Source organism: Methylobacterium brachiatum (assembly GCF_020523825.1).
In the GTDB taxonomy this organism is placed as follows: domain Bacteria; phylum Pseudomonadota; class Alphaproteobacteria; order Rhizobiales; family Beijerinckiaceae; genus Methylobacterium; species Methylobacterium brachiatum.
On record NZ_JAJALK010000007.1, the window covers coordinates 251,400 to 272,029 of the forward strand.

Below are 20,630 nucleotides of genomic sequence, written 5' to 3' on the forward strand. Positions count from 1 at the left end.
TCGCGGTTCAGGGAGAAGGCGCGATGACCGAGAACCTGCCGTCCGACTTCGCGGCGACGCTGACCGGGCGCGCGCCGCCACACGCCTGGCCCGCTCCGCTCGCCGCCCTCTGGTGGCTGGCCAGGGATGCGACCGAATCTGCGGACGCCACCTGGGCGCGGGCGCATGCCCTGGTCCAGGACGCGTCTGGGCCGGACGCCGCCTGGGTGCACGCCCATCTGCACCGGATCGAGGGCGATTCCGGCAATGCGCGCTACTGGTACGACCGGGCCGGTCGTCCGGTGTTCCACGGCTCGCTCGCGGAGGAGCGGGCAGCTCTCATCGCCGCCCTGTCGCGCGCCGGCTGAGCGCCGATTGCCGGTAGCCGGGAGGCCGATCCCGCTTCTGAAGCCGGCCGACTCGTCTCCGTCCGCCGCGGCCGGCTGCGACGGCACCGGGCTCCATTCGTCAAACGGGCGATGCCACGCGGGACAAATCTCAATAACTGAGCACGTTAACGGTCGGATCGGGCGCGGAGAGATTGATTTCACCCCGAACGCGCAAATCGAGCTGTCGAACGGAACTCCTTTCATCGCCCCTCCTCAGTGAGAGGCCTGTGAATTTCTCGTTTGCTACGTGGTCTTCGATATCTCACAGCGTCGAAATCAGATTATGGCTGACTCAGTCGATTTCGGATCATAAGGACCGTGCTGGTTATCGCGATGAGTGTGAGCTGTTTAATCTGCAGTGTCGGTCTGGCGGGTCTTTCGCTGCGCGCCCCCGCGCGTGTGGCCGTCCTCGAACGGTGGAGCGGGATCTGTCTTGTGCTCGGCCTGTCCCTGCTGGGAATCGCGCTGTACGGCGCCCGCGGCTAGGTTTCGACGCGCCGGCGCGCGAATCGCGGAACGCCCGGGCCGACAACCGGTTGACAGCCCGCCCGGCGCGCAGGTCGGGCCTTGATTATCGGAGCGGACCTATGAGCCTCCTCGGCAGCATCGTCGGCAAGATCCTCCACCCGTTCGGCGGCGGCACCGCGGACGCCGCGCCTTCGTCCACCTCGGGTTCCTCGAGCGGTTCGGCCGGCTCGAGCCCGGCCTCCTCGGCCCCCGGCAGCGCGGGCGGCAGCGGCGAGGCCGTGGACGTCGAGGCCGTGCTCACCAGCCTCGCCGAGAAGACCCCGCAGAAGCTCGATTGGCGCCATTCCATCGTCGACCTGATGAAGCTGGTCGGCCTGGATTCCGGCCTGGCCTCGCGCAAGCAGCTCGCCGACGAGCTGCACTATACCGGCGACAAGGAAGATTCGGCTTCGATGAACATCTGGCTGCACAAGCAGGTGATGAAGAAGCTCGCCGAGAACGGCGGCAAGGTGCCGGAAGACCTGAAGAACTGAGTGCCCAACGGCCCGGCGCACGATCGCGCCGGGCCTTCCACGTTCACCGCCCGGTGCGGACCCGGGTCCAGAGCCGGGTGACGTAGCGCTGGGTGCGGTCGTCCCAGGCCGTGTTGATCGCCAGGCGCTGCATCGTCGCCTCGTCCGGGTAGATGCCGGGATTGCTCAGGATCTCGGGCTTCACGAACTTCTTCGCCGCGAGGTTGCCGCTGGCATAGGCCACGAAGTTGGTGTTGGCCGCCGCCACCTCGGGCCGCAGCATGTAGTCGATGAAGGCCAGGGCCTCGGCGGGATGGGCCGCATCCTTCGGGATCGCGAAGGTGTCGAACCACATGAGCGCGCCCTCCTTCGGCACCACGTAGGCGATCTCGATCCCGTTCTTGGCCTCCTCGGCCCGACGCTTGGCCTGCATCACGTCGCCCGAATAGCCGACCGCCACGCAGATATCGCCGTTGGCCAGCGCCTGGATGTATTCCGAAGCGTGGAACTTCCGCACGCTGCCGCGCACCTTGTAGAGGGCGTCGGTCACGAGGGTCAGGTCGTCCCAGCGCTTGGAATCGGCCTTCGCGCCGAAGACCGGGAGCATGCTGGGGATCAGATCCTCGGGACTGTCGAGCATCATGATCCCGCAATCCTTGAGCTTGTTCGCGGAAGCCGGATTGAGGACCACGGTCCAGGAATTCAGCGCCGCGTTGGCGCCGAGCCGCTCGCGCACGGCGGCGACGTTGTAGCCGATGCCGGTCGTGCCCCACATGTAGTCGACCGCGTAGGTGTTGCCGGGGTCGTACACGGCGAGCCGGCTGGAAATCTCAGGCCAGAGGTTGCCGAGGTTCTTCAGCTTGGATTTGTCCAGCGGCAGGAAGGCGCCGGCGCGGATCAGCCGCTGCAGGTAGGGGCCGGACGGCACGACGATGTCGTAACCGGATCGGCCGGCCAGCAGCTTGGTCTCCAGGATCTCGTTGTTGTCGTAGGTGTCGTAGACGACCTTGATCCCGGTCTCCCGGGTGAAGGCGTCGAGCACCTTCGGGTCGATATAGTCCGACCAGTTGTAGATATTGACGACCCGCTCCTCCGCGGCCCGGGCGGGCGGAGCCAGGCTCAGGAGCGCGGCCAGCAGCATTGCCGTGATCAGCGAAAAGCCGGCCCCCGCGCGCGACGCGGACCGGCGCCGGCCCGGGACGGGGCGCCGGACCGATCGTTCGACCCGGCCCGTCCCGGCCCCGCTCATGCCTGCCTCGCGGCGACGACCACGATCTCGACCAGATATTGCGGATCGCACAGCCGCGCCTCGACGGTGGCGCGCACCGGCGGGTGCTCCTTGGACACCCAGGCGTCCCAGGCCGCATTCATCTCGGCGAAGTGCCCGATATCGGCCAGATAGATGGTGGCCGACAGGATGTGATCCTTGTCGCTGCCCGCCCCGGCGAGCAGCCGGTCGATTTGCTCCAGGATGTTCTGGGTCTGGGCGGTGACCCCGGTGCCGACCGGATCGGACGCCACCTGGCCGGCGAGGTAGATTGTGTTGCCGTGGATCGCGCCCTGCGACATCCGCGATCCCGGTTCAATCCGTTCGATGCTCATTCCAGTCTCCGGTCGATGAAAGCCGGTATCTGCCGTGGCGCCGGGGCAGCCGTAAAGGGCCGCGCGCCGACGCGCCGCGGGAACCGCAGGAAAATTCGCCCCCTCGTGTGCAGTTGCGAGCAACCGTGGCCGGCCACCGTGCGTTCACACGGCATCGCTTGTCACGCCTTGGGGTTCGTCATGGGTATTCTCTGGACCATCATCATCGGGTTCCTCGCCGGAATCATCGCCAAGTTCCTGATGCCCGGACCGAATGAGCCGTCGGGCTTCATCCTGACGACCATCCTGGGCATCGTCGGCGCCTTCGTGGCGACCTTCATCGGCCAGGCCGTCGGCTGGTACGGACCCAACCAGGGCGCAGGATTCATCGGCGCGGTCGTGGGCGCCGTCGTGGTGCTCTTCATCTACGGCATGATCGCCGGCCGTCGCCGCACGACAATCTAATCCGGTTCCGGCAACCGGAACGCGAAGGGGCGCCCCGCGGGGCGCCCCTTTTTTATGGGTTGAAGGCCGGCCGAGGCGCCGATCCCTCAGAGGTGATCCGCCGCCGCCTTCACGGCGCAGTGGCCGGTGGCACCGCGCACGGCCAGGCCGACGCCGACGACGAGCGCCAGCAGGCTGAGGATCTTGTTCGGCCGGGGCTGCGCCGCCGCGGCGGCGATCCCGAGGCCGAGGGCCACCGACACTGCCCGCTCGGTGGTCGTGAGGTTCGGCTGCCCGCTGAAGATGTCGTGGATCATTTCGTTGGCCATGAATGCTTTCCCGCTGTGAGGTCGCGGTGCGAACGCGGGCGCGGGGCGGGCGTTCCAACCGTCCCGCACGGCGGAGGCGTGCAGGCCGCGCAGGCGACCCGCCTGACGTCCCGTGCTGCGCAGTCGCAACCGACTGAGACCGGCCGAACGGGTGCACGCCGAAGCTCTCGCTCCACGCCGTCGAACCCGGCGCACGAAAAAGGCGCGGCCCCGAAGGACCGCGCCTCTCATCTCAAACCCGCACCGGCCGAAGCCCGCGCGGGAAAGCTGGAACGATCACTCGCCGGCGGATTCGCGGCGGCGCTCGCCACGGTGGCGGCCGCCATTGTCCTCGCGCCGGGGCTCGCCGTCCCGGTCGCTGCGGGTGGTATCGCGCTCGGCCTTCACCTTCTCGGTGATGTCCTCGCCGGTCTGCTGGTCGACGACGCGCATGGACAGGCGGATCTTGCCGCGGTCGTCCTGACCGAGGAACTTCACCTTGACCTTGTCGCCTTCCTTGACGACGTCCGTCACCTTGGCGACCCGCTGGGCAGCGAGCTCCGAGATGTGGACGAGACCGTCCTTGGCGCCGAAGAAGTTCACGAAGGCGCCGAACTCCATGCACTTCACGATCGTGCCGTCGTAGATCATGCCGGTCTCGGGCTCGGCGACGATCGAGCGGATCCAGTTATAGGCCGCCTTGATCGCCTTGCCGTCGGCCGAGGCGATCTTCACGATGCCGGTATCCTCGATGTTGATCTTGGCGCCGGTCTTCTCGACGATCTCGCGGATCACCTTGCCGCCGGTGCCGATCACGTCGCGGATCTTGTCGGTCGGGATCTGCATCGTCTCGATGCGCGGCGCGTACTCGCCGAGCTCCGGACGGGCGGCGGTGAGCGCCTTGGACATCTCGCTGAGGATGTGGGCGCGCCCGTCCTTCGCCTGGTCGAGGGCGACCCGCATGATCTCCTCGGTGATGCCCGCGATCTTGATGTCCATCTGGAGCGAGGTCACGCCCTCGTCCGTGCCAGCCACCTTGAAGTCCATGTCGCCGAGGTGATCCTCGTCGCCCAGGATGTCGGACAGGACCGCGAAGCGCTCACCCTCGAGGATGAGGCCCATGGCGATGCCCGCCACCGGACGGCGCAGGGGCACACCGGCATCCATCAGCGACAGCGAGCCGCCGCAAACCGAGGCCATCGAGGACGAGCCGTTGGATTCCGTGATCTCGGACACGATGCGGATCGTGTACGGGAACTCGTGCGCCGGCGGCAGAACCGGCCGGATCGCCCGCCAGGCGAGCTTGCCGTGGCCGATCTCACGGCGGCCCGGGGAGCCCATGCGGCCGGTCTCGCCGACCGAATAGGGAGGGAAGTTGTAGTGGAGCAGGAACCGCTCCTTGTAGGTGCCGTCGAGCGAGTCGATGAACTGCTCGTCCTCGCCGGTGCCGAGGGTGGCGACCACGAGGGCCTGGGTCTCGCCGCGGGTGAACAGCGACGAACCGTGGGCGCGAGGCAGCACGCCGACCTCGGAGATGATCGGACGGACCGTCTTCAGGTCGCGGCCGTCGATGCGCGAGCCGGTGTCGAGCACGTTCCAGCGCACGACCTTCGACTGCGCCTCCTTGAACGCGGCCTTGACCTTCTCGGCCGGGTATTTCTCGGCCCCCTCGGGGCAGAGGGCGGCCATCACCTTCGCCTTCACGGCGTCGACGGCGGCGTAGCGCTCCTGCTTGACCGTCTTGGTGTAGGCGGCGCGCAGCTCGGTCTCGCAGATCTCGAGGACCGCCTTCTCGACGTCAGCGTTCTCGGGAGCCTGGAAGTCGCGCGGCTCCTTGGCGGCCTTCTCGGCCAGGCGGATGATCGCCTCGATGACCGGCTGGAAGTGCTTGTGGCCGAACATCACGGCGCCGAGCATCACGTCCTCGGAGAGCTCCTTGGCCTCCGACTCGACCATCAGCACGGCGTCCTGGGTGCCGGCGACGACGAGGTCGAGGCTCGACTCCTCCTTGGTCTCGGTGACCAGCGGGTTCAGCTTGTAGCCGCCGTTGACGTAGCCGACGCGCGCCGCGCCGATCGGGCCCATGAACGGCACGCCCGACAGGGTGAGGGCGGCGGAGGCCGCGACCATCGACACGATGTCCGGATCGTTCTCGAGGTCGTGGGTCAGGACGGTGACGACGACCTGGGTGTCGTTGCGCCAGCCGTTGACGAACAGCGGACGGATCGGGCGATCGATCAGGCGGGAGACCAGGGTCTCCTTCTCGGAGGGACGGCCCTCGCGCTTGAAGTAGCCGCCCGGGATGCGGCCGGCGGCGTAGGCGCGCTCTTGGTAGTTCACGGTGAGCGGCAGGAAGTCGATGCCGGGCTTCGGCTCCTTGGTGGCGACCACGGTGGCGAGGACCGAGGTCTCGCCGTAGGTGGCCAGAACCGCGCCGTCAGCCTGGCGGGCGACCTTGCCGGTCTCGAGGACGAGCTTGCGGTCGCCCCACATCAGCTCTTCGCGTTGAACGTCGAACATTCTTATCTCTTCCTTGCCTTCGGCGGGCCAGGCCCGGCGCCGTCGGGGGCAAGACGGCGGGACACTTCGCTCGATGAAGTGTCCCGCGATCCTGCCCCGACGCTGGCGCCTCGAAGCGACCCGTTTTTCGGGCGGCCGGACCCATTCCGGCAGCCCGAGAGTGTCGAACGCGGTCCCGAGCCGGGCTCGGAACCGCGCGTGGTGGATCTTAGCGGCGGATGCCGAGACGCTCGATGAGGGCGCGGTAGCGGGCCTCGTCCTTGCGCTTCACGTAGTCGAGCAGCGAGCGGCGCTGCGAGACCATCTTCAGCAGGCCCCGGCGGGAATGGTTGTCCTTGCCGTGGGTCTTGAAGTGGCCGGTCAGGTTGGTGATCCGCTCGGTGAGGATCGCGACCTGGACCTCGGGTGACCCGGTGTCCTTGGCGTCCTTGCGGTGTTCCTTGATGAGCGCGGTCTTGCGCTCTGCCGTGATCGACATCGCATGCCTTTCGGGTTGTGCTGGTCGGATGCGGCGCCCTGGTCGGGGCGCTCGAGCTCGGCGTTCGGCCGGTGCCGGGATGTCGTCCAGCACGGTCACAGCGCCAAGCGGCTCAAGCCCCGCCCGGTAACCCGGGCCGAGGCTGCGCGATCCATACACGAAACCGCCGGATACGCCAGCCCCGGGCCCGGAGGGCCGCGCCGCGGAAGGGTTAACACCCGTGTGCTAGCCGGAACCCGCACGAAGGGTGGTCCGGCGATGAACGCGAGCCTCACCGACGCGTGCGGCGTCCTGGTGGCGACGCTGCTCGGCGTCCCCCTCATCCTGTTGCCGGGCTACGCCCTGGGCAGCCTGACCGGGATCCTGGGGTTCCGCGCCCTCGGGACCGGAGACCGCCTGCTCTGTGCCGCGACGCTCGGCCTCGGCCTGCTGCCGATCCTCGACAGCCTGCTGGTCCAGGCTGCGGGCATCCCGGTCGCCGTGCTGGCGAATGTCGGGCTCGGGCTGGCGGGACTGGCCCCGGCGGTCCGGGCGTTCCGGAGCCGGATCGGCTTCGCGGCGGCGGCAGGCCCGCTGGCGCTGATGCTGCTCTGGCTCGGGATCGTCGCCTACGCGCTGATCGACATCGATACCGGAACGGGCCTGTACCAGCCGGTGACCGTGATCGACCTCGTCAAGCATGCGAGCCTGACCCGGACGATCGTCGAGGCGGGCCTGCCGCCCCTGGACCCGTTCTTCGCCCGCCCTGAGCGCGCCGGCTATTACTACTTCTTCTACACGCTCTGCGCGCTCGTCGACTGGGCGGGCGGGGCGCTGGTCGACGGGCGCACCGCCTTCGCCGGGATGGCGTTCTGGACCGGGATCGGGTTGCTCGGCCTGCTGGACCGGCTGCTCGCCGCCACCGGGCTGGTGCGCGAGACCTCCCGGCGTCGGGTACGGCTGGCGACCCTCCTGCTGCTCCCGGCGGGCGGGCTCGACATCCTGCTGGTCGTCCGCAACCGGATCGAGACCGGGCTCTGGATCCCGATGCCGGAATGGCTGAACGAGCAGGTGCTCAACTGGCCGGGCTCCCTGGTCTGGGTTCCGCACCATGTCGCCGGCGCCATCGCGGGCTGGCTGGGGCTCCTGGCGCTGGCCGAGGCCGCGGACGGGCAGCGTCGCGCCCCCGGCGCGACAGTGATCATGGCGGGCACCGCGTTCGCGGCCTGCGCGGGCCTGTCGGTCTGGGTCTGCCTGGGCACGGTCGCGGCGGCCGGAACCTGGCTTGCCCTGCTCGCGATCGAGCGCCGCTGGCGCGCGGCCGGCCGGCTCGTCGCGTCCGGGCTCGTGGCCGCCCTCCTGGCCGCGCCGTACCTGTCCGGACTCCTGGCAAGCCGGAGCGAGGCCGGGCAGGCGATCGTCTTCGCGGTCCGGAGCTTCGGCCCGATCGAGGGCATGGCGGACAGCTGGGTCCTGACGCTGCTCCGCCTGATCCTGCTGCCGCTCAACTACTACCTGGCCTTCGGGATCTTCGCCGCAGGCGCGCTCCTGTTCTGGCGGATCGTTCCCCGGCGCGAGGCGCACGCCCGGGAGGCCGGACGGCTGCTGACCATCGTGGCAGTCACCTCCCTGCTGATCGGGGGCTTCCTGCGCTCCGCGATCCTCTACAACGACCTGGGCTGGCGTGTGGTCCTGCTGGCGCAGGTCGCGACTCTGGTCTGGACCGTGGCGGCCCTGATCCGGGTCGCAGGAGAACGGCTCCGTCTTCCCGGCCTGATCGCGGCGCTGCTCCTGCTCGGCTACGCCACGACCCTCTACGGCTTCGCCGGGATGCGGGCCTATCCCGCTTCCGGCGTCCCGAGCTTCGCCTTTCTCAACGGCCGCCCCGACATCGATCGCGCCCTGCGGACGGCCTATACCTGGGCCGGCACGCATCTGCCCCGGACCCGGGTGCTGCAGCACGCGCCCGGCGCGCCGCGCGTGTTCGATTTCGGTCTCTACGGAGGCCAGCCGGTCGGGGTGGCCGATCGGGAGGCGCGTTTGTTCGGCGCCCCGCAGGCGGCCGTCGCGGAGCGGCTCGCGCAGGTCGAGCCGATCTTCCGCGATGCGCTCGACGGGGACGAGGTGCGCCGCCGGGCCACCGCCGCCGGCATCGACGCGTTGGTCGTCACCGCGCAGGACGCCCCCTGGGCAAACCCGGATTCCTGGGTGTGGCACGGCCGACCGCTCTATGCCTCGCCGCTCGTCCGAATCCTGTCGGTCGACGATCTCGGTGGATGGGCTCGATGACTCCGACCGCCCAGGCGCGCCTGGGGCAGGCCCTGCGCTGGCTCGCGGTCCAGACCGCGCTGCATGCCGGCGCCCTGCTCACCGGGCTCGCCTGTTTCGTGCTGCTGTTCCAGACGGATCTCTGGTCCGGCGTGACGATCCTGTTCTACCGCGGCCTGATCCTTCTGATCGTCGCCTTCCTACTGACCGGTGCGGCGACGGTGCTTCTGGCCGGGCTCGGCCGCGCCTGGGGCTTGCGGCGCCGGGATGCCCTCGGCGCCTGCGCGCTGTCGCTCGCCCTGAACCTCAGCGTCTTCGTGATCTTCCCCGTCACGGTCGACCGCTCGATCAGCGTGTTCCTGCTCGGCCAGATGGCGGCCCGGCCCGAGGAACGCTTCAGCGCCGAGCGGGCGCGGGCGGTGTTCGAGTCGGTCTATCTGGGGGAGTTCCACCAGATCGAGCGCCGTCTGGCGGAGCAGACCGCCTCGGGCAACGTCGCCCCGGCGGGGGACGGCTACGTCATCACCCCGCAGGGCCGCGCCTTCATGAAATTCTCGGGCCTAGTGGCCAGACTCTTCCGCACCGACAAGCGAATGGTGGAGGCCGAACCGCGGACCGCGAAGATCACCCCGCCTTGAACACAACAGAGAGCTGGATTTTCATCAGACTACTTCGATCATTGAAATTTATAAATCTCGGTCTCTCATTTCAATATCAAACATTACATCCAAAATCTGATTAAGTTGCCCACGCGGCCATTTTCGAGAATCAATCGAAATAATTCAAGAGTCATCGTATGTCATTCGTGCGAAATTCGGCCCGTTCGAACAACGAATTTATGCTGGGATTGGTGGGCAATCGCTGAGCGACACCACTGGCCACGGAGGATAGCGCTCTATATGTCCGCGCAACACTTTCTTTAGACTTGATCGCCGAAAGGTTGCGCCCGATGCCGAACCCTACGCCTTTCCGGTGATGCCTGCACGCCCTGGTCATCCACGCCCCTCTCGTCGCGCCGCGGTCGAATGGGGGGTCGGAGCGCTCGGCTGCCTGGCCAGCCTGCTGGTGCCGCTGGCCGTCCTGGCGCTGCCCCAATCGGAGGTGGTGGCGGTTGTCGCACCGCCCGGCGCCGACACAACCGATGCCGTCCGGATCATCGCGGAGGCGGGCGGGACCGTCCTGAACCGCGGCGGCTCGGACAACGTCCTGCTGGCGCGTTCGGACCGGGCAGGCTTCGCGCGCCGTCTCTACGCCGCGGGCGCCCGCCTCGTCCTCGATGGCCGCCTCGCCGAGGGATGCGGACCGTCCGCACCCTCACCGTCTTCGTTGACCACCGCCGCGGACACGGCCGGGAATCTGCCTTGATGAACCATCTCGAAACCCTTCAGCGCCGGTTCGGCCGCTTCCTGATCCCGCTCCTCTGGGCGCATGTCGCGCTGATCGGCGCGGCCGAAGCCGTGCTGACGTCGGCGTTTCCGGCTCTGGGGCCGGTGGTCGGCGCCATCTGCCTCGCGGGCGTCACGACGGCCCTGTGGTTGCGCGACCCGGCGAGCGCGGCAACCCGAATCGTGAGCGGCGTGGCCCTCGTGGGCATGGCAGCGCTCCTGCTGGTCGCCTTCGCGGGCCATCCCTGGCAGATCGACCTGCACATGTACTTCTTCGCCTGCCTGGCGATGCTGGCCGGCTGGTGCGACTGGCGCGTGATCCTGGCGGCGGCGGCGGCCACGGCCGTGCATCACCTCGCCCTCGATCTCGCGATGCCGGCCCTGATCTTTCCCGGCGGGGCGGGCGATCTCGGCCGGGTGATCCTCCACGCGGCGATCGTGCTGGTCGAGACCGGCATCCTGATCTGGGTCTGCCGGACCGTGGAGGACTCCTTCCGGGCCCTCGCCTCGTCCGAGGCGCACGCGCAGGCGCAGCTCGCCCGGGCCATGGAGCTGGAGCGCGAGGCCGCCTCGACCCGGTCCGCGCTCGAGGCCGCGCGCAAATCCGGGACCGCGCAGCTCGCCCGCACCTTCGAGGAGACGATCGGCAGCATCCTCGATCACGTCGCCACGGCGGCCGACGCCGTCGAGGCGACGGCGGCCAGCATGGCCTCGACGGCGAATGCCACGGCGGACCGGTCCATCGCGGTGACGGCCGCCGCCGGCGGTGCCGCCGGCAAGGTGCAGAACGCCGCGGCGGCGGCCGCGGAGCTGGGCTCGACGATCGGCGAGATCGGCCGGCAGGTGGACGTGTCGGCCGGGATGGCCCGCGAGGCGGCCGACCAGGCCGCCGCGGCGACGCCGCTCGTCACCGAGCTGCGCACGGCGGCCGAACGCATCGGCGACGTGGTCGCGCTGATCTCGTCGATCGCCGCCCAGACCAACCTGCTCGCCCTCAACGCCACGATCGAGGCGGCCCGGGCCGGTGAGGCGGGCCGCGGCTTCGCGGTGGTCGCCGCCGAGGTCAAGGAACTCGCGGATCAGACGGCGCAGGCCACGCAGGAGATCGCCGCGCAGGTCAACCGCATCCAGAGCTCCACCGGGCAGGCGGTCGCGGCGGTGGACGGCATCACCGTCCGGATCCGCGACATGAGCGGCCTCGCCACCGCGATGACCGCGGCGGTCGAGCAGCAGGGCGTGGCCACGCGGGAGATCCTGCGGAACGTCTCGGAGGCCGCCACCGACACGAGCGCCATCACCGCCACGCTCACGGATGTGACGGGCGACGTGCAGGTCACGGGCTCCGAGGCCGGCCGCGTGCTTGCGTCGGTCTCCGACCTGTCGAAAGAGTTCGCGGACCTGCGCAGGGAGGTCGGGCGCTTCCTGGCTTCCGTGCGCGCCGCCTGAGGCCCGGCTCGGAACTTGCTGACCGGGTTCCCATCCGACACATCCGGTGACCGAAGACCGTGAGCCTCGACATACCCGACACCGCCCTAGGCCCGATCGAGAACCCGACGGCCGGGCATTCCGGCCTCGCCCGCAGCCTCACCGCTCCGGGCCTCGTGGCGATCGGGCTCGGCGCCACGATCGGCGCGGGTGTCTTCGTCCTGACCGGGACCGCCGCGGCACAATATGCCGGTCCGGCGATCAGCCTCTCCTTCCTGATCGGCGGCATCGCCTGCGGCTTCGTCGGCCTGTGCTACGCCGAACTGGCCGCCATGATCCCCGAGGCCGGCTCGACCTATACCTACACGCGGGCCTGCCTCGGCCTGCTCCCGGCCTGGATCATCGGTTGGGACCTCGTGCTCGAATTCGCCATGGCGGCGGCGACCGTCGCGGTCGGCTGGTCCGGCTACGCGCAATCGCTCGCGGCGGATTTCGGCTTGAGGCTGCCCGCGGCGCTGTCGGGGGCGCCGGGGGACGGGGGCCTCGTGAACCTGCCGGCGGCCGGCATCGTGCTGATGCTGACCGCGCTGCTGACGCGCTCGACCCGGGACGCCTCGCTGATCAACGGGCTCTTGGTGGCCTGCAAGGTCGCGATCATCCTCGCCTTCGTGGGCGTCGGCGTGGTCCATCTGCAGCCGGCCCTGTGGCACCCGTTCGTGCCGGACAATGCCGGTGCGTTCGGCAGCTACGGATGGAGCGGCGTCTTCCGCGGAGCCGCCGTGGTGTTCTTCGCCTTCATCGGCTTCGAGACGGTCGCGACCGCGGCGGGCGAGTGCCGGGCGCCCCAGCGCGACGCGCCGATCGGGCTGATCGGCTCGCTCGCGATCAGCGCCATCCTGTACGTGGCGGTGGCGGCGGTGCTGACCGGCCTCGTGCCCTATCGGGAGCTGGACGTCGCGGACCCGATCGCCAAGGCGATCGACCGCCTGGCGCTGCCGAGCCTCGCCATCGTGATCAAGCTCGGCGCCCTGATCGGGCTGACCACCTCGGCGCTCACGGCGCTCTACGGCCAGGGCCGGATCTTCTTCGCCATGGCCCGGGACGGGCTGCTGCCGCCCCTGTTCTGCCGGGTCGATCCGGCCACGCGGGCCCCGGTGACGAGCCAGGTGGTGATCGGGCTGTTCACCGCGGCGGTGGCCGGGCTGGTGCCGATCGATATCCTGGGCGAGCTCGTCAGCATCGGGACGCTGCTGGCATTCTGCCTGGTCTGCGCCCTCGTGCTGATCCTGCGCCGGACGCAGCCCGACCGGCCCCGCCCGTTCCGCGTGCCGGCGGCGGTGCCGATGGCCGTGCTCGGCATCCTGTCCTGCCTGATCCTGATGGCCTCGCTGCCGGCCGACACCTGGATCCGGCTCGCGGTCTGGCTGGTGACTGGGCTGGCGATCTATGCCGGCTACGGCAGGCGCAACGCCCGGCTCACCCGAGCAGGTTGAGCGTCGCCCGGCTCACCGAATCGATCGAGGCCTCGGCACTGAGGTTCAGCTCGTAGGTCCGGATCACGCGCTGCAGGTCGGCCGATTCCAAGGCGACGTTGACGTTCGGCAGGCGGACATAGCCCTGCCGGTCGGCGGCCGCGTTGGACGGGTCGTAGCGCCGGCGGAAGTCGCTGCTGTCGCGCACGATGCGGCCCACCGGCTCGCGCGCCCTGTCGACGTCGACCGGCTGGAACACCGCGATCTTCCGGGCGTAGGGCGTCCCGCTCGGATCGGCCGGGGCCGAATCGGCGTTCGCGATGTTCTCGGAGATCGCCCGGATCCGGCCGCTCTGGATCCGACGGCCGTAGGCCAGCGCGTCCGTGGCCGCCTTGAGGGGGCTGGTATCCGGCATGCGGGTTGGCTCGGGCGGCACGGGGAGGGGCCGAACGATCCTCCGTGCAACAGCCTTAACGCTCGGTTAAGCGGCTCGTCCCGAAAGGCTTACCGCCTCGCGCAGGTCCCGCCCGTCGGTGAGCCGCAGTCCCCTGCGGCGCAGGGAGGCCAGCAGCGCACGGTCCGGGAACGGGCAATAGGGCAGGACTTCCGTGGTCCGGCCTTCAGGCATCCGGTCCGTGCGGGCGATCGCGTCGAGCAGCCGGTCCAGCATGCCACGCCCATGGGCGTGGAGCGCCACGGCCGCCCGCGTGGCCGTGGTGTCGGCCGGGAGCGCCACAGGCTCCTGGGCGAGGATCGCCCCGGTATCGATCGTGGCGGCGAGACGGTGCAGGGTTATGCCGAAGCTGCGGGGCCCGTCGGCGAGCGCATGGATCGTCGGAACCGGGCCGCGATGGCGCGGCAGCAGCCCGGGATGGCCGTTGATGCCGCCCAGCCGCGCCAGCCCGATGGTGCCCGCCTTCAGGATCTGGTCGAAATGATAGGTCAGGATCAGGTCGGGGGCGGTCTCGCGCAATCGTTGCGCGACCTCGGGGCCGTTGACGTCGTCGACCGTCAGGGTCGGGATACCGAGGCGCCGGCACAGGGTCTTGAGCGGCGTCGCCTCCGGCGCGTCGCCGCTGCCGGCCACAGCCTGGGTCAGGGGCGCCAGCGGGCGCAGCAGGTCCGGCAGCCCGAAATTCACCGCGAGATACGGCAGAATCCCGGCGCCGGAGCGGGCGAGATGCTTGCGGACCTGCCCGGTCAGGCCGCCGCTCGACGGCCGCTCCGCGTTCGAGAGCCCGACGAAGGCGATGTCGGCCCGGTGATCGGCCACGAACCGGCGCACCACCCGCGCATTGGGCAGCGCCTCCAGGACGAAGAGGGCGATCCGGGCGCGGGCCATCAGCGGCGCGGCCGACGCTGGAACCGGAACGCGTAGAGGCTCGCCCGGCGGACGCTCTCCGGCAGGAGCAGCACGGTGCGCGCCAGGGCCGCCAGGACGAGCGGAAAGGCGACCACGTCGCGATCCTTCGCGATTCCCTTGACGATGTGCTGGGCCGCTTCCTCGGCGCTCATCTCCAGGGGGCGCCAGCCCTTCAACTCGCCGCCCATCGGGGTCTTCACGTAGCCCGGGGCCACGACGTTGACCTTCACGCCGCGCGGCCCGACCTTCTGGCGTAGGGCCAGCCCGTGCGCGACCAGGGCGGCCTTGGCGCCGCTATAGGCCGGGGCATCCTGAAGCGGCGCGTAGGCGGCCAGCGAGGACATCAGCACGATCTGCCCGCGCCCGCGCTGGAGCATCAGGGTCAGGGTCGGGAGCACGATGTTGAGCGAGCCGGTATAGTTGATGTCGGCGGTCTCGAACGCCGTCGCCTCCGGCTCGACCTCGCCCTTCTGGTTGCCGCCGTTCACCGCAGCGTTGGCGATGACGAGGTCCAGCGGCTGGGCCGCGTCGGCTTTGTGGATCAGGTCGATCGCGGCGGCCCGGTCCCGGGTGTCGAGGCGCACCGCCTCGACGGTGGCGCCGCTGGCCCGGCAATCCCGGGCCACGGCTTCCAGGCGGTCGACATTGCGTCCGATGAGGATGAGGCTCGCGTCGGCACGCGCGTAATGGCGTGCGAGCGCAGCGCCGATACCGCTCGACGCGCCAGTGATCAGAATGCGGGGCATAACGCGGGTGCTACGCCGTGCAGCACGCAAAGATCAAGACCGGGAAGCGCTCACCGGTGACTTAAAGGTTCGGCTCGACCCGGAAACGCTCGGCGAAAACCGGCCCGTTTCCCGTTCCGCTTCAATAGACGGGCGCGAGTTGCCCGTCGCCCTCGCGGCCCTCGCGGATCGTCCGCGCGGCGGCCAGCATCGAATCGGGCAGGGCGGATTCCATCCGCGGCACCGAGCCGGCCACCGCCCGCTCGATCGCCCCCTTGGAGAAGAAGCCGCCGTTGACCTGCGTCCGGTGCAGCACGACCCGGCGGAAATCGGCCATCAGGCCCATGTCGGGCGCGGTCGGGTTCGTCCAGAAGCTGTCGAGGTCGCCCTGATGGGTCAGGCCGGCCATGTTGTAGATCGCGGTCCCGACCGCGTGGGTCGGGCGGCCCATCTCCAGGGACAGCATGCCCACCGTCGAGTTCACGATGACGACGCCGCGGGCGCCCTTGATCAGGGAGGGCAGGTCGCCGCCGTCGATGAAGTCGAGCCGGTCGCTGACGCCGTGGCGCCGGGCCGAGGCGCGGGCGAACTTGCGCCAGTTGATCAGCCCGCTGTCCAGCGGATGCAGCTTCACCAGGAGCCGGGTCGGCGCCGAGGACGCGTCCGCGAAGGACTTGATCACCCGGTCCATGAAGCCTTCGACGCCCAGGAACGGCGAGTGCACCCGGATCTGGTAGTCGCTGTCGAGCTGGAGCGGCAGCAGGAAGTAGTCGCAGCCGACCGCACGGTAGATTTCGTCGCAGCGCGCCGCCTCGCGTCGGGTATGGGAGCGGCGGGTAAATTTCTTGATCCAGCCCGCGTATTCGGCCGCGATATGGGTCGGCCGGTGGCTGCGGAAGTGCGGGAAGAGATAGGGAAACGCGATGTTGGCGACGTTGTAGCTCACGTCCCAGACGCTGCGGCGGGCCATGTCGCCGGTGGACGGCATCGCCCGGCCGGGCTGGGGCAGGCGCCGCGCCAGGGCGCGGACCTCGTCCGCCGTGCGCGGCAGCGACGAGAAGCCGTTCACCCCGCCGAGCTCGCAGGTGATCCAGTTGGGCCGGATATAGCCTTCCTCGAACACGTGGACGCGCAGGCCCCGGACCTCCGCGATCATCCGGGCCGCCCGGTGGAACGGCCGGCAATCGCCGAACAAAACGATGTCGGTGACGGCTTCGCGGTCGAGATACGCTTCGAGATAGGTGCCCCAGGCCTCGCGGCGACCGCGGTAATTGTCGGCCTTCCCGTTCCAGAACAGCCAGTCACCCGGGCAGAGGTTGATGCGCCGCACCTCGTGGCCCCGCGCGCGCAGGGCCTTGCCGAGGTCGGAGAAGAACGGAGAGGCGATGCCCTGCAGGAACAGAAAGGTTGCAGGACGGTCGCGGAGGGCGTCGGGGGCGGTCTTTTGCATTCCGCGGCGCTTCTATCCTTGACCCTCGGCCGGACGGAGCCGGACCGGAAAGAATGACCAGAGGTGGCACGCAGCATCGCGGCCCGGCAATCCGAGGCCGCGTCGCAGGGTGGCGTTTCCGCTCCGGCGTGGCCCGTCTGCAACGGTCGCAGTTTCGCGGCCACCGCCTGGATTGAGGGGGCAATCACGGCGACGATATGTCCAAATCCTTTCCACGCCGTGACGCTTTGATGGATCTGCCACGCTTGTCCCCATTCGGCCGGCCATCCCATGCCGGGTAAAATGCGCTACTAGGCGGCCCGAACGATCGAGACGACCGGAGCTGGACGCCCCATCATGTCCCTTGAACCGACCCCGGCGCTCTACGCGACCGGCCGGACGATCCGCCGCCTGCGGGCGGAGATCGAGGCTGCGACGGGTCTCGCCTTCGCCCCGGTACGGCCGAGCGCGGTCGGCGCCGTCTGGGGGGCGAAGAGCCTGCCGGACCGGATGCTCGCGCTCGGGGGCCGCCGCCGGCTCATCGTCGCGCCGGGCCCGCTGCTGAGCCCGTACGACCGGCCCGAGACCGGGTTCGCGTCCCTGCGGATCAGCCTCGACGGCAAACCGTTCGGCGGGCAGGGCGGCATCCACTACTTCGATCCCTGGACCCGCCAGCCGATCGGCCGCGAGGCCTGCACCGAGCACGTCGCCTGGCTCGCGGCACGGTTTGCGGAGAACGACCGGCGCGTCGTCTATGTGGGCATGTCGCGCTGGAAGCGGCCCGCCCTCGACGTGCTCGGCACCGGACCGGCCGGGCGCCCGGTCCACACCATGACGGCGGAGGCCGCGGTCGAGGCGGGCAAGCGTCATCACGGCCGGATCCTCGCCTGGGCGACCCGCGCGCCGGGCAAGCTCGAAGAGGCCTGCAGGGAGGCCGGTCTGCCGCTCGCCCGGGTGGAGGACGGTTTCCTGCGCTCGGTGGGCCTCGGGGCGAGCCTGCAGCCCGGCGCCTCCATCGTGATCGACGACCTGGGCATCTACTACGACCCGCGCCGGGAGAGCCGCCTGCAGCGACTGCTGGCCGAGGCGGATTTCCCGCCCGAGCTGGTGGATCGGGCCAAGCGCCTGCGCGAGGAGGTCGTTGCGCGCCGCCTGAGCAAATACAATGTCGGCCTCGACGCCGCCGCCCTCGACTGGCCGGCCGGTCGGCGGATCGTTCTGGTGCCGGGGCAGGTCGAGGACGACGCCTCGGTGCAGCACGGCTCGCCGCTGGTCCGCTCGAACCGCGCGCTGCTGGAGGCCGCCCGCCGGCGCAACCCCGACGCCTTCCTGCTCTACAAGCCCCATCCCGATGTCGAGGCGGGGTTCCGGCCCGGCATCATCCCGGAGGCCGAGGCCCTGACCCTGGCCGACCGGATCGTGGCGGGGATCAGCATCGTCGACCTGCTCGACCGGGTGCATCACGTCGAGACCATGACGTCGCTCGCGGGCTTCGAGGCGCTGATCCGTGGGCTCAGCGTGGCGGCCCATGGCCGGCCATTCTACTCCGGCTGGGGCCTGTCGGAGGATCTGGCACCGGGGGCCGACCGCGGCCGCACGCTGACGCTCGACGAGTTGGTGGCCGGCGCGATGATCCTCTATTCGCGCTACCTCGATCCCGTGGCGATGAAGCCGTGCAGCCCCGAGCAGCTCCTCGACCGGCTCAGTGCCGCCCGGGAGGCCGCCCCGCGCAACGCGCTCTCGATCGGCCGCACCGCCCATCTCGTCATGCGGATGCGCTACGGCCTGTTCAATCCGATCGTGCGGGCGCTGCGCAACCGCCGCGGCGTCGGCCGTGAGGCCGGGCCGCGCTAGGGCGGGGGCGCAATCGTGGCATCCAGCTTCTCGGGATCTCCGCACGCGAGCAGGGGGATAGAGGCCGTTCCGGTCGCCGTCGGCGGTGACGTGACGGGCCCGACATCCGCGCTCCGAAAAGTCCTCCGAAGCCCCTGCTTTCGCATCATTTTCCGGGCCGGTCCGCATCCCGTGGCGATTCCTGGCACGCGCGCATCTCACCGAGTTCCCGTATCGTGACGACGTTCCTCATCGCCGCCAGCTTGACGCTCGCCATCTGCCTCGCCCTCGAGGTCTTCGTCGGCGATTCGCTCACCCGGGCGAGCCTGGCCCCGCGCGACCTGGCCCTACGATTGCTGGGCTATCTGCTGATCCTGCTGTTCTGGTTCGCCTTCTCGTGGCGGCCCTGGCTGGCGGCCCTGACCTGCGTCGTCTCGGTGGCGGCGCTGATCTATGTCAGCCGCGCCAAGCGCTCGGTGATCGGCGAGCCGCTCCTGTTCAGCGATTTCGTCCTGCTGCCGCAGGTGCCGCGCCACCCGCAGCTTTATTACATCCCGCCGGTCTGGGATCCGCGGATCTCGATCCCCGTGATCCTGACCCTGATCGCGACGGTGATCTGGTACCGGACCGAGCCGAGCGTCCTGCCGGACGCGCCGGTCCCGCGCGTCGCCGCCCTCATCGGCCTGCCCCTGGGGCTCTGGCTGCTGTTCCGCGCGGCCTCCCGGCCGCCGCTGGCGAAGCTGATCGCGCGCTGGTTCCCCGAGCCAGACCTCGAGACGGATGTCGCGCGGGTCGGCCTGCCGGCAAGCCTGCTCGGCTATACGGCCCGGGCGCTGGCCGGCAGCGCTCCGGTGCCGGCGGTGCCGACGCTGCCCTCCGGCCCGGGCGACGACGTGGTCGTGGTGATCCAGCTCGAGTCGTTCATCGATCCCGAGCGACTCGGCGGCCCGGCACTGCCGGCGATGGAGCTGTTCCGCACCCGGGCCATCCAATACGGCCGGTTGCGGGTTCCGGCGCACGGCGCCTACACGATGCGCAGCGAGCACGCCGTGCTCACCGGCCGGCCCTCCGACAGCCTCGGCTTCGGCCGGTACGATCCCTACACGTCCCGCAGCGGCGACGAGCCGACCAGCCTCGCCCGGCTGGCGGGCAGCCGGGGCTACGGTACCCTGTTCCTGCACCCGTTCCACAGGGATTTCTTCCGCCGGGCGAAGGTGATGCAGGCCTTCGGCTTCGCCGATCTGGTGATGGGCGAGACGTTCACGGCCGCGCCCCGGGTCGGCCCCTATGTCGGCGACGTGGCCCTGGGCGAGCGCCTGCTGGAGGAGGTTCGGGGACGACGCACGCCGCTGTTCCTGTTCTGCGTCACGATGGAGAATCACGGGCCGTGGAAGCCCGGGCGGTTGCCCGGCATCGACGCCCCGGAGGCGCAGTACCTCCACCACGTCGTCAATACCGGGCGCATGGTCGAGAACCTCGTGGCCGGGCTCGACGCGCTGGCCCGCGAACGCGGCCAGACCATCACCCTCTGCGTGTTCGGCGATCACGCACCGTCGTTGCCGACCTGCAAGCCGGGCTTCGGCGATCAAGCGACAGATTACGCAGTGTTCCGGTTCGGCATTCCCCCGGTCACGCCGCGCCGCCTGGACATCACCGCCGACGCCCTGGGGCGCGATCTGCGCTCAGCCCTGGCCTGTACACTTGCAGACATTCCGCTACGGACGCGATAAGGTTAAGCTTAACTGCACCGAGCTTGGCCGTGCCACGCTGGTGTCGCATTGGGAACGGATAGCAACCCTGTCCGAGACGCGGGTTCCGCGAGGAGCCCGCAGGTTCGACGCGGCCGTTAAAGCCATCGCAGCGTTTGGCGGTCACCATGGATGTCCCGGTCCGAGCCAGCGATGGTGCGGAGGCCGGCGAGGAGAAGTCTCTGTGATGCTGCGTAAGACGGCGCTCACTGCGCTGACAGCCGCCCTTGCGGCAGGGTCCATCGGCGGCTGCACGTATCTGCCCGCGGCGGGACCGACGGCGAGCGCGATCGAGGCGGGCGCGGAAGTCGCGACCGCCGACGG

Annotated in this window: 19 protein-coding genes; 10 read left to right on the forward strand and 9 right to left on the reverse strand. The window is 69.8% G+C overall.

What is annotated here, in order from left to right; genetic code table 11:
- The first annotated feature begins 23 nt into the window (after window positions 1-23).
- The gene (locus LGR69_RS17900) at window positions 24-347 is read left to right on the forward strand and encodes a hypothetical protein (protein WP_230366857.1); all 324 of its coding nucleotides are present in this window, start codon (window positions 24-26) and stop codon (window positions 345-347) included.
- Between the two features lie 608 nt (window positions 348-955).
- Window positions 956-1,369 (forward strand): DUF3597 domain-containing protein, encoded by a 414-nt coding sequence (locus tag LGR69_RS17905; RefSeq protein ID WP_230366858.1) that lies wholly within the window; start codon window positions 956-958, stop codon window positions 1,367-1,369.
- 43 nt (window positions 1,370-1,412) lie between these two features.
- On the opposite strand, the gene LGR69_RS17910 is transcribed toward LGR69_RS17905, so the two are convergent.
- Window positions 1,413-2,489, reverse strand: coding sequence for a polyamine ABC transporter substrate-binding protein (locus LGR69_RS17910; protein WP_039902331.1), 1,077 nt, complete (start codon window positions 2,487-2,489; stop codon window positions 1,413-1,415).
- 104 nt (window positions 2,490-2,593) lie between these two features.
- Window positions 2,594-2,950: a RidA family protein gene (locus LGR69_RS17915; RefSeq protein ID WP_230366859.1), complete on the reverse strand. Its 357-nt coding sequence runs from the start codon at window positions 2,948-2,950 to the stop codon at window positions 2,594-2,596.
- A 180-nt stretch (window positions 2,951-3,130) separates the two neighbouring features.
- Here LGR69_RS17915 and LGR69_RS17920 point away from each other — a divergent pair, with 180 nt between their 5' ends.
- On the forward strand, window positions 3,131-3,394 hold the full coding sequence (locus tag LGR69_RS17920; protein WP_007560130.1) for a GlsB/YeaQ/YmgE family stress response membrane protein: 264 nt from the start codon (window positions 3,131-3,133) through the stop codon (window positions 3,392-3,394).
- Between the two features lie 86 nt (window positions 3,395-3,480).
- On the opposite strand, the gene LGR69_RS17925 is transcribed toward LGR69_RS17920, so the two are convergent.
- From LGR69_RS17925 to rpsO, 3 genes are all read right to left on the reverse strand, one after another.
- Window positions 3,481-3,702: a YgaP-like transmembrane domain gene (locus LGR69_RS17925; RefSeq protein ID WP_007560132.1), complete on the reverse strand. Its 222-nt coding sequence runs from the start codon at window positions 3,700-3,702 to the stop codon at window positions 3,481-3,483.
- A 276-nt stretch (window positions 3,703-3,978) separates the two neighbouring features.
- Window positions 3,979-6,201, reverse strand: a complete 2,223-nt coding sequence (gene pnp, locus LGR69_RS17930; RefSeq protein WP_122159374.1) for a polyribonucleotide nucleotidyltransferase — start codon at window positions 6,199-6,201, stop codon at window positions 3,979-3,981.
- A 208-nt stretch (window positions 6,202-6,409) separates the two neighbouring features.
- A complete protein-coding gene (gene rpsO / locus LGR69_RS17935) occupies window positions 6,410-6,679 on the reverse strand; it encodes a 30S ribosomal protein S15 (protein ID WP_007560136.1) in 270 nt (89 codons plus the stop codon).
- A 258-nt stretch (window positions 6,680-6,937) separates the two neighbouring features.
- On the opposite strand from rpsO, the gene LGR69_RS17940 reads away from it, so the two are divergent.
- The 5 genes from LGR69_RS17940 to LGR69_RS17960 all read left to right on the forward strand — a co-directional run bounded on the left by LGR69_RS17940 (window position 6,938) and on the right by LGR69_RS17960 (window position 13,229).
- Window positions 6,938-8,947, forward strand: coding sequence for a hypothetical protein (locus LGR69_RS17940; protein WP_230366860.1), 2,010 nt, complete (start codon window positions 6,938-6,940; stop codon window positions 8,945-8,947).
- Window positions 8,944-9,564 (forward strand): hypothetical protein, encoded by a 621-nt coding sequence (locus LGR69_RS17945; protein ID WP_230366861.1) that lies wholly within the window; start codon window positions 8,944-8,946, stop codon window positions 9,562-9,564. The genes LGR69_RS17940 and LGR69_RS17945 overlap by 4 nt, the downstream gene beginning before the upstream one ends.
- A gap of 337 nt (window positions 9,565-9,901) precedes the next feature.
- Window positions 9,902-10,291 carry a hypothetical protein gene (locus LGR69_RS17950; protein WP_230366862.1) on the forward strand — a complete coding sequence of 130 codons (390 nt, stop codon included), beginning with the start codon at window positions 9,902-9,904 and terminating at the stop codon, window positions 10,289-10,291.
- Window positions 10,291-11,757 (forward strand): methyl-accepting chemotaxis protein, encoded by a 1,467-nt coding sequence (locus LGR69_RS17955; RefSeq protein ID WP_230366863.1) that lies wholly within the window; start codon window positions 10,291-10,293, stop codon window positions 11,755-11,757. The genes LGR69_RS17950 and LGR69_RS17955 overlap by 1 nt, the downstream gene beginning before the upstream one ends.
- Before the next feature lie 59 nt (window positions 11,758-11,816).
- Window positions 11,817-13,229, forward strand: a complete 1,413-nt coding sequence (locus LGR69_RS17960) for an amino acid permease (RefSeq protein WP_370881387.1) — start codon at window positions 11,817-11,819, stop codon at window positions 13,227-13,229.
- On the opposite strand, the gene LGR69_RS17965 is transcribed toward LGR69_RS17960, so the two are convergent.
- From LGR69_RS17965 to LGR69_RS17980, 4 genes are all read right to left on the reverse strand, one after another.
- Window positions 13,213-13,623 (reverse strand): flagellar basal body rod protein FlgC, encoded by a 411-nt coding sequence (locus tag LGR69_RS17965; RefSeq protein ID WP_230366864.1) that lies wholly within the window; start codon window positions 13,621-13,623, stop codon window positions 13,213-13,215. The two genes, LGR69_RS17960 and LGR69_RS17965, sit on opposite strands and share 17 nt — an antisense overlap.
- Window positions 13,624-13,689: 66 nt before the next feature.
- A complete protein-coding gene (locus LGR69_RS17970) occupies window positions 13,690-14,550 on the reverse strand; it encodes a formyltransferase family protein (RefSeq protein WP_230366865.1) in 861 nt (286 codons plus the stop codon).
- Window positions 14,550-15,317 carry an SDR family NAD(P)-dependent oxidoreductase gene (locus LGR69_RS17975; RefSeq protein WP_007560152.1) on the reverse strand — a complete coding sequence of 256 codons (768 nt, stop codon included), beginning with the start codon at window positions 15,315-15,317 and terminating at the stop codon, window positions 14,550-14,552. The genes LGR69_RS17970 and LGR69_RS17975 overlap by 1 nt, the downstream gene beginning before the upstream one ends.
- Window positions 15,318-15,438: 121 nt before the next feature.
- Window positions 15,439-16,746, reverse strand: a complete 1,308-nt coding sequence (locus LGR69_RS17980; protein ID WP_230366866.1) for a capsule biosynthesis protein — start codon at window positions 16,744-16,746, stop codon at window positions 15,439-15,441.
- 336 nt (window positions 16,747-17,082) lie between these two features.
- On the opposite strand from LGR69_RS17980, the gene LGR69_RS17985 reads away from it, so the two are divergent.
- Window positions 17,083-18,579, forward strand: coding sequence for a capsular polysaccharide export protein, LipB/KpsS family (locus LGR69_RS17985; protein ID WP_230366867.1), 1,497 nt, complete (start codon window positions 17,083-17,085; stop codon window positions 18,577-18,579).
- A gap of 215 nt (window positions 18,580-18,794) precedes the next feature.
- Window positions 18,795-20,288, forward strand: a complete 1,494-nt coding sequence (locus LGR69_RS17990; protein WP_230366868.1) for an LTA synthase family protein — start codon at window positions 18,795-18,797, stop codon at window positions 20,286-20,288.
- Window positions 20,289-20,630: the final 342 nt, after the last annotated feature.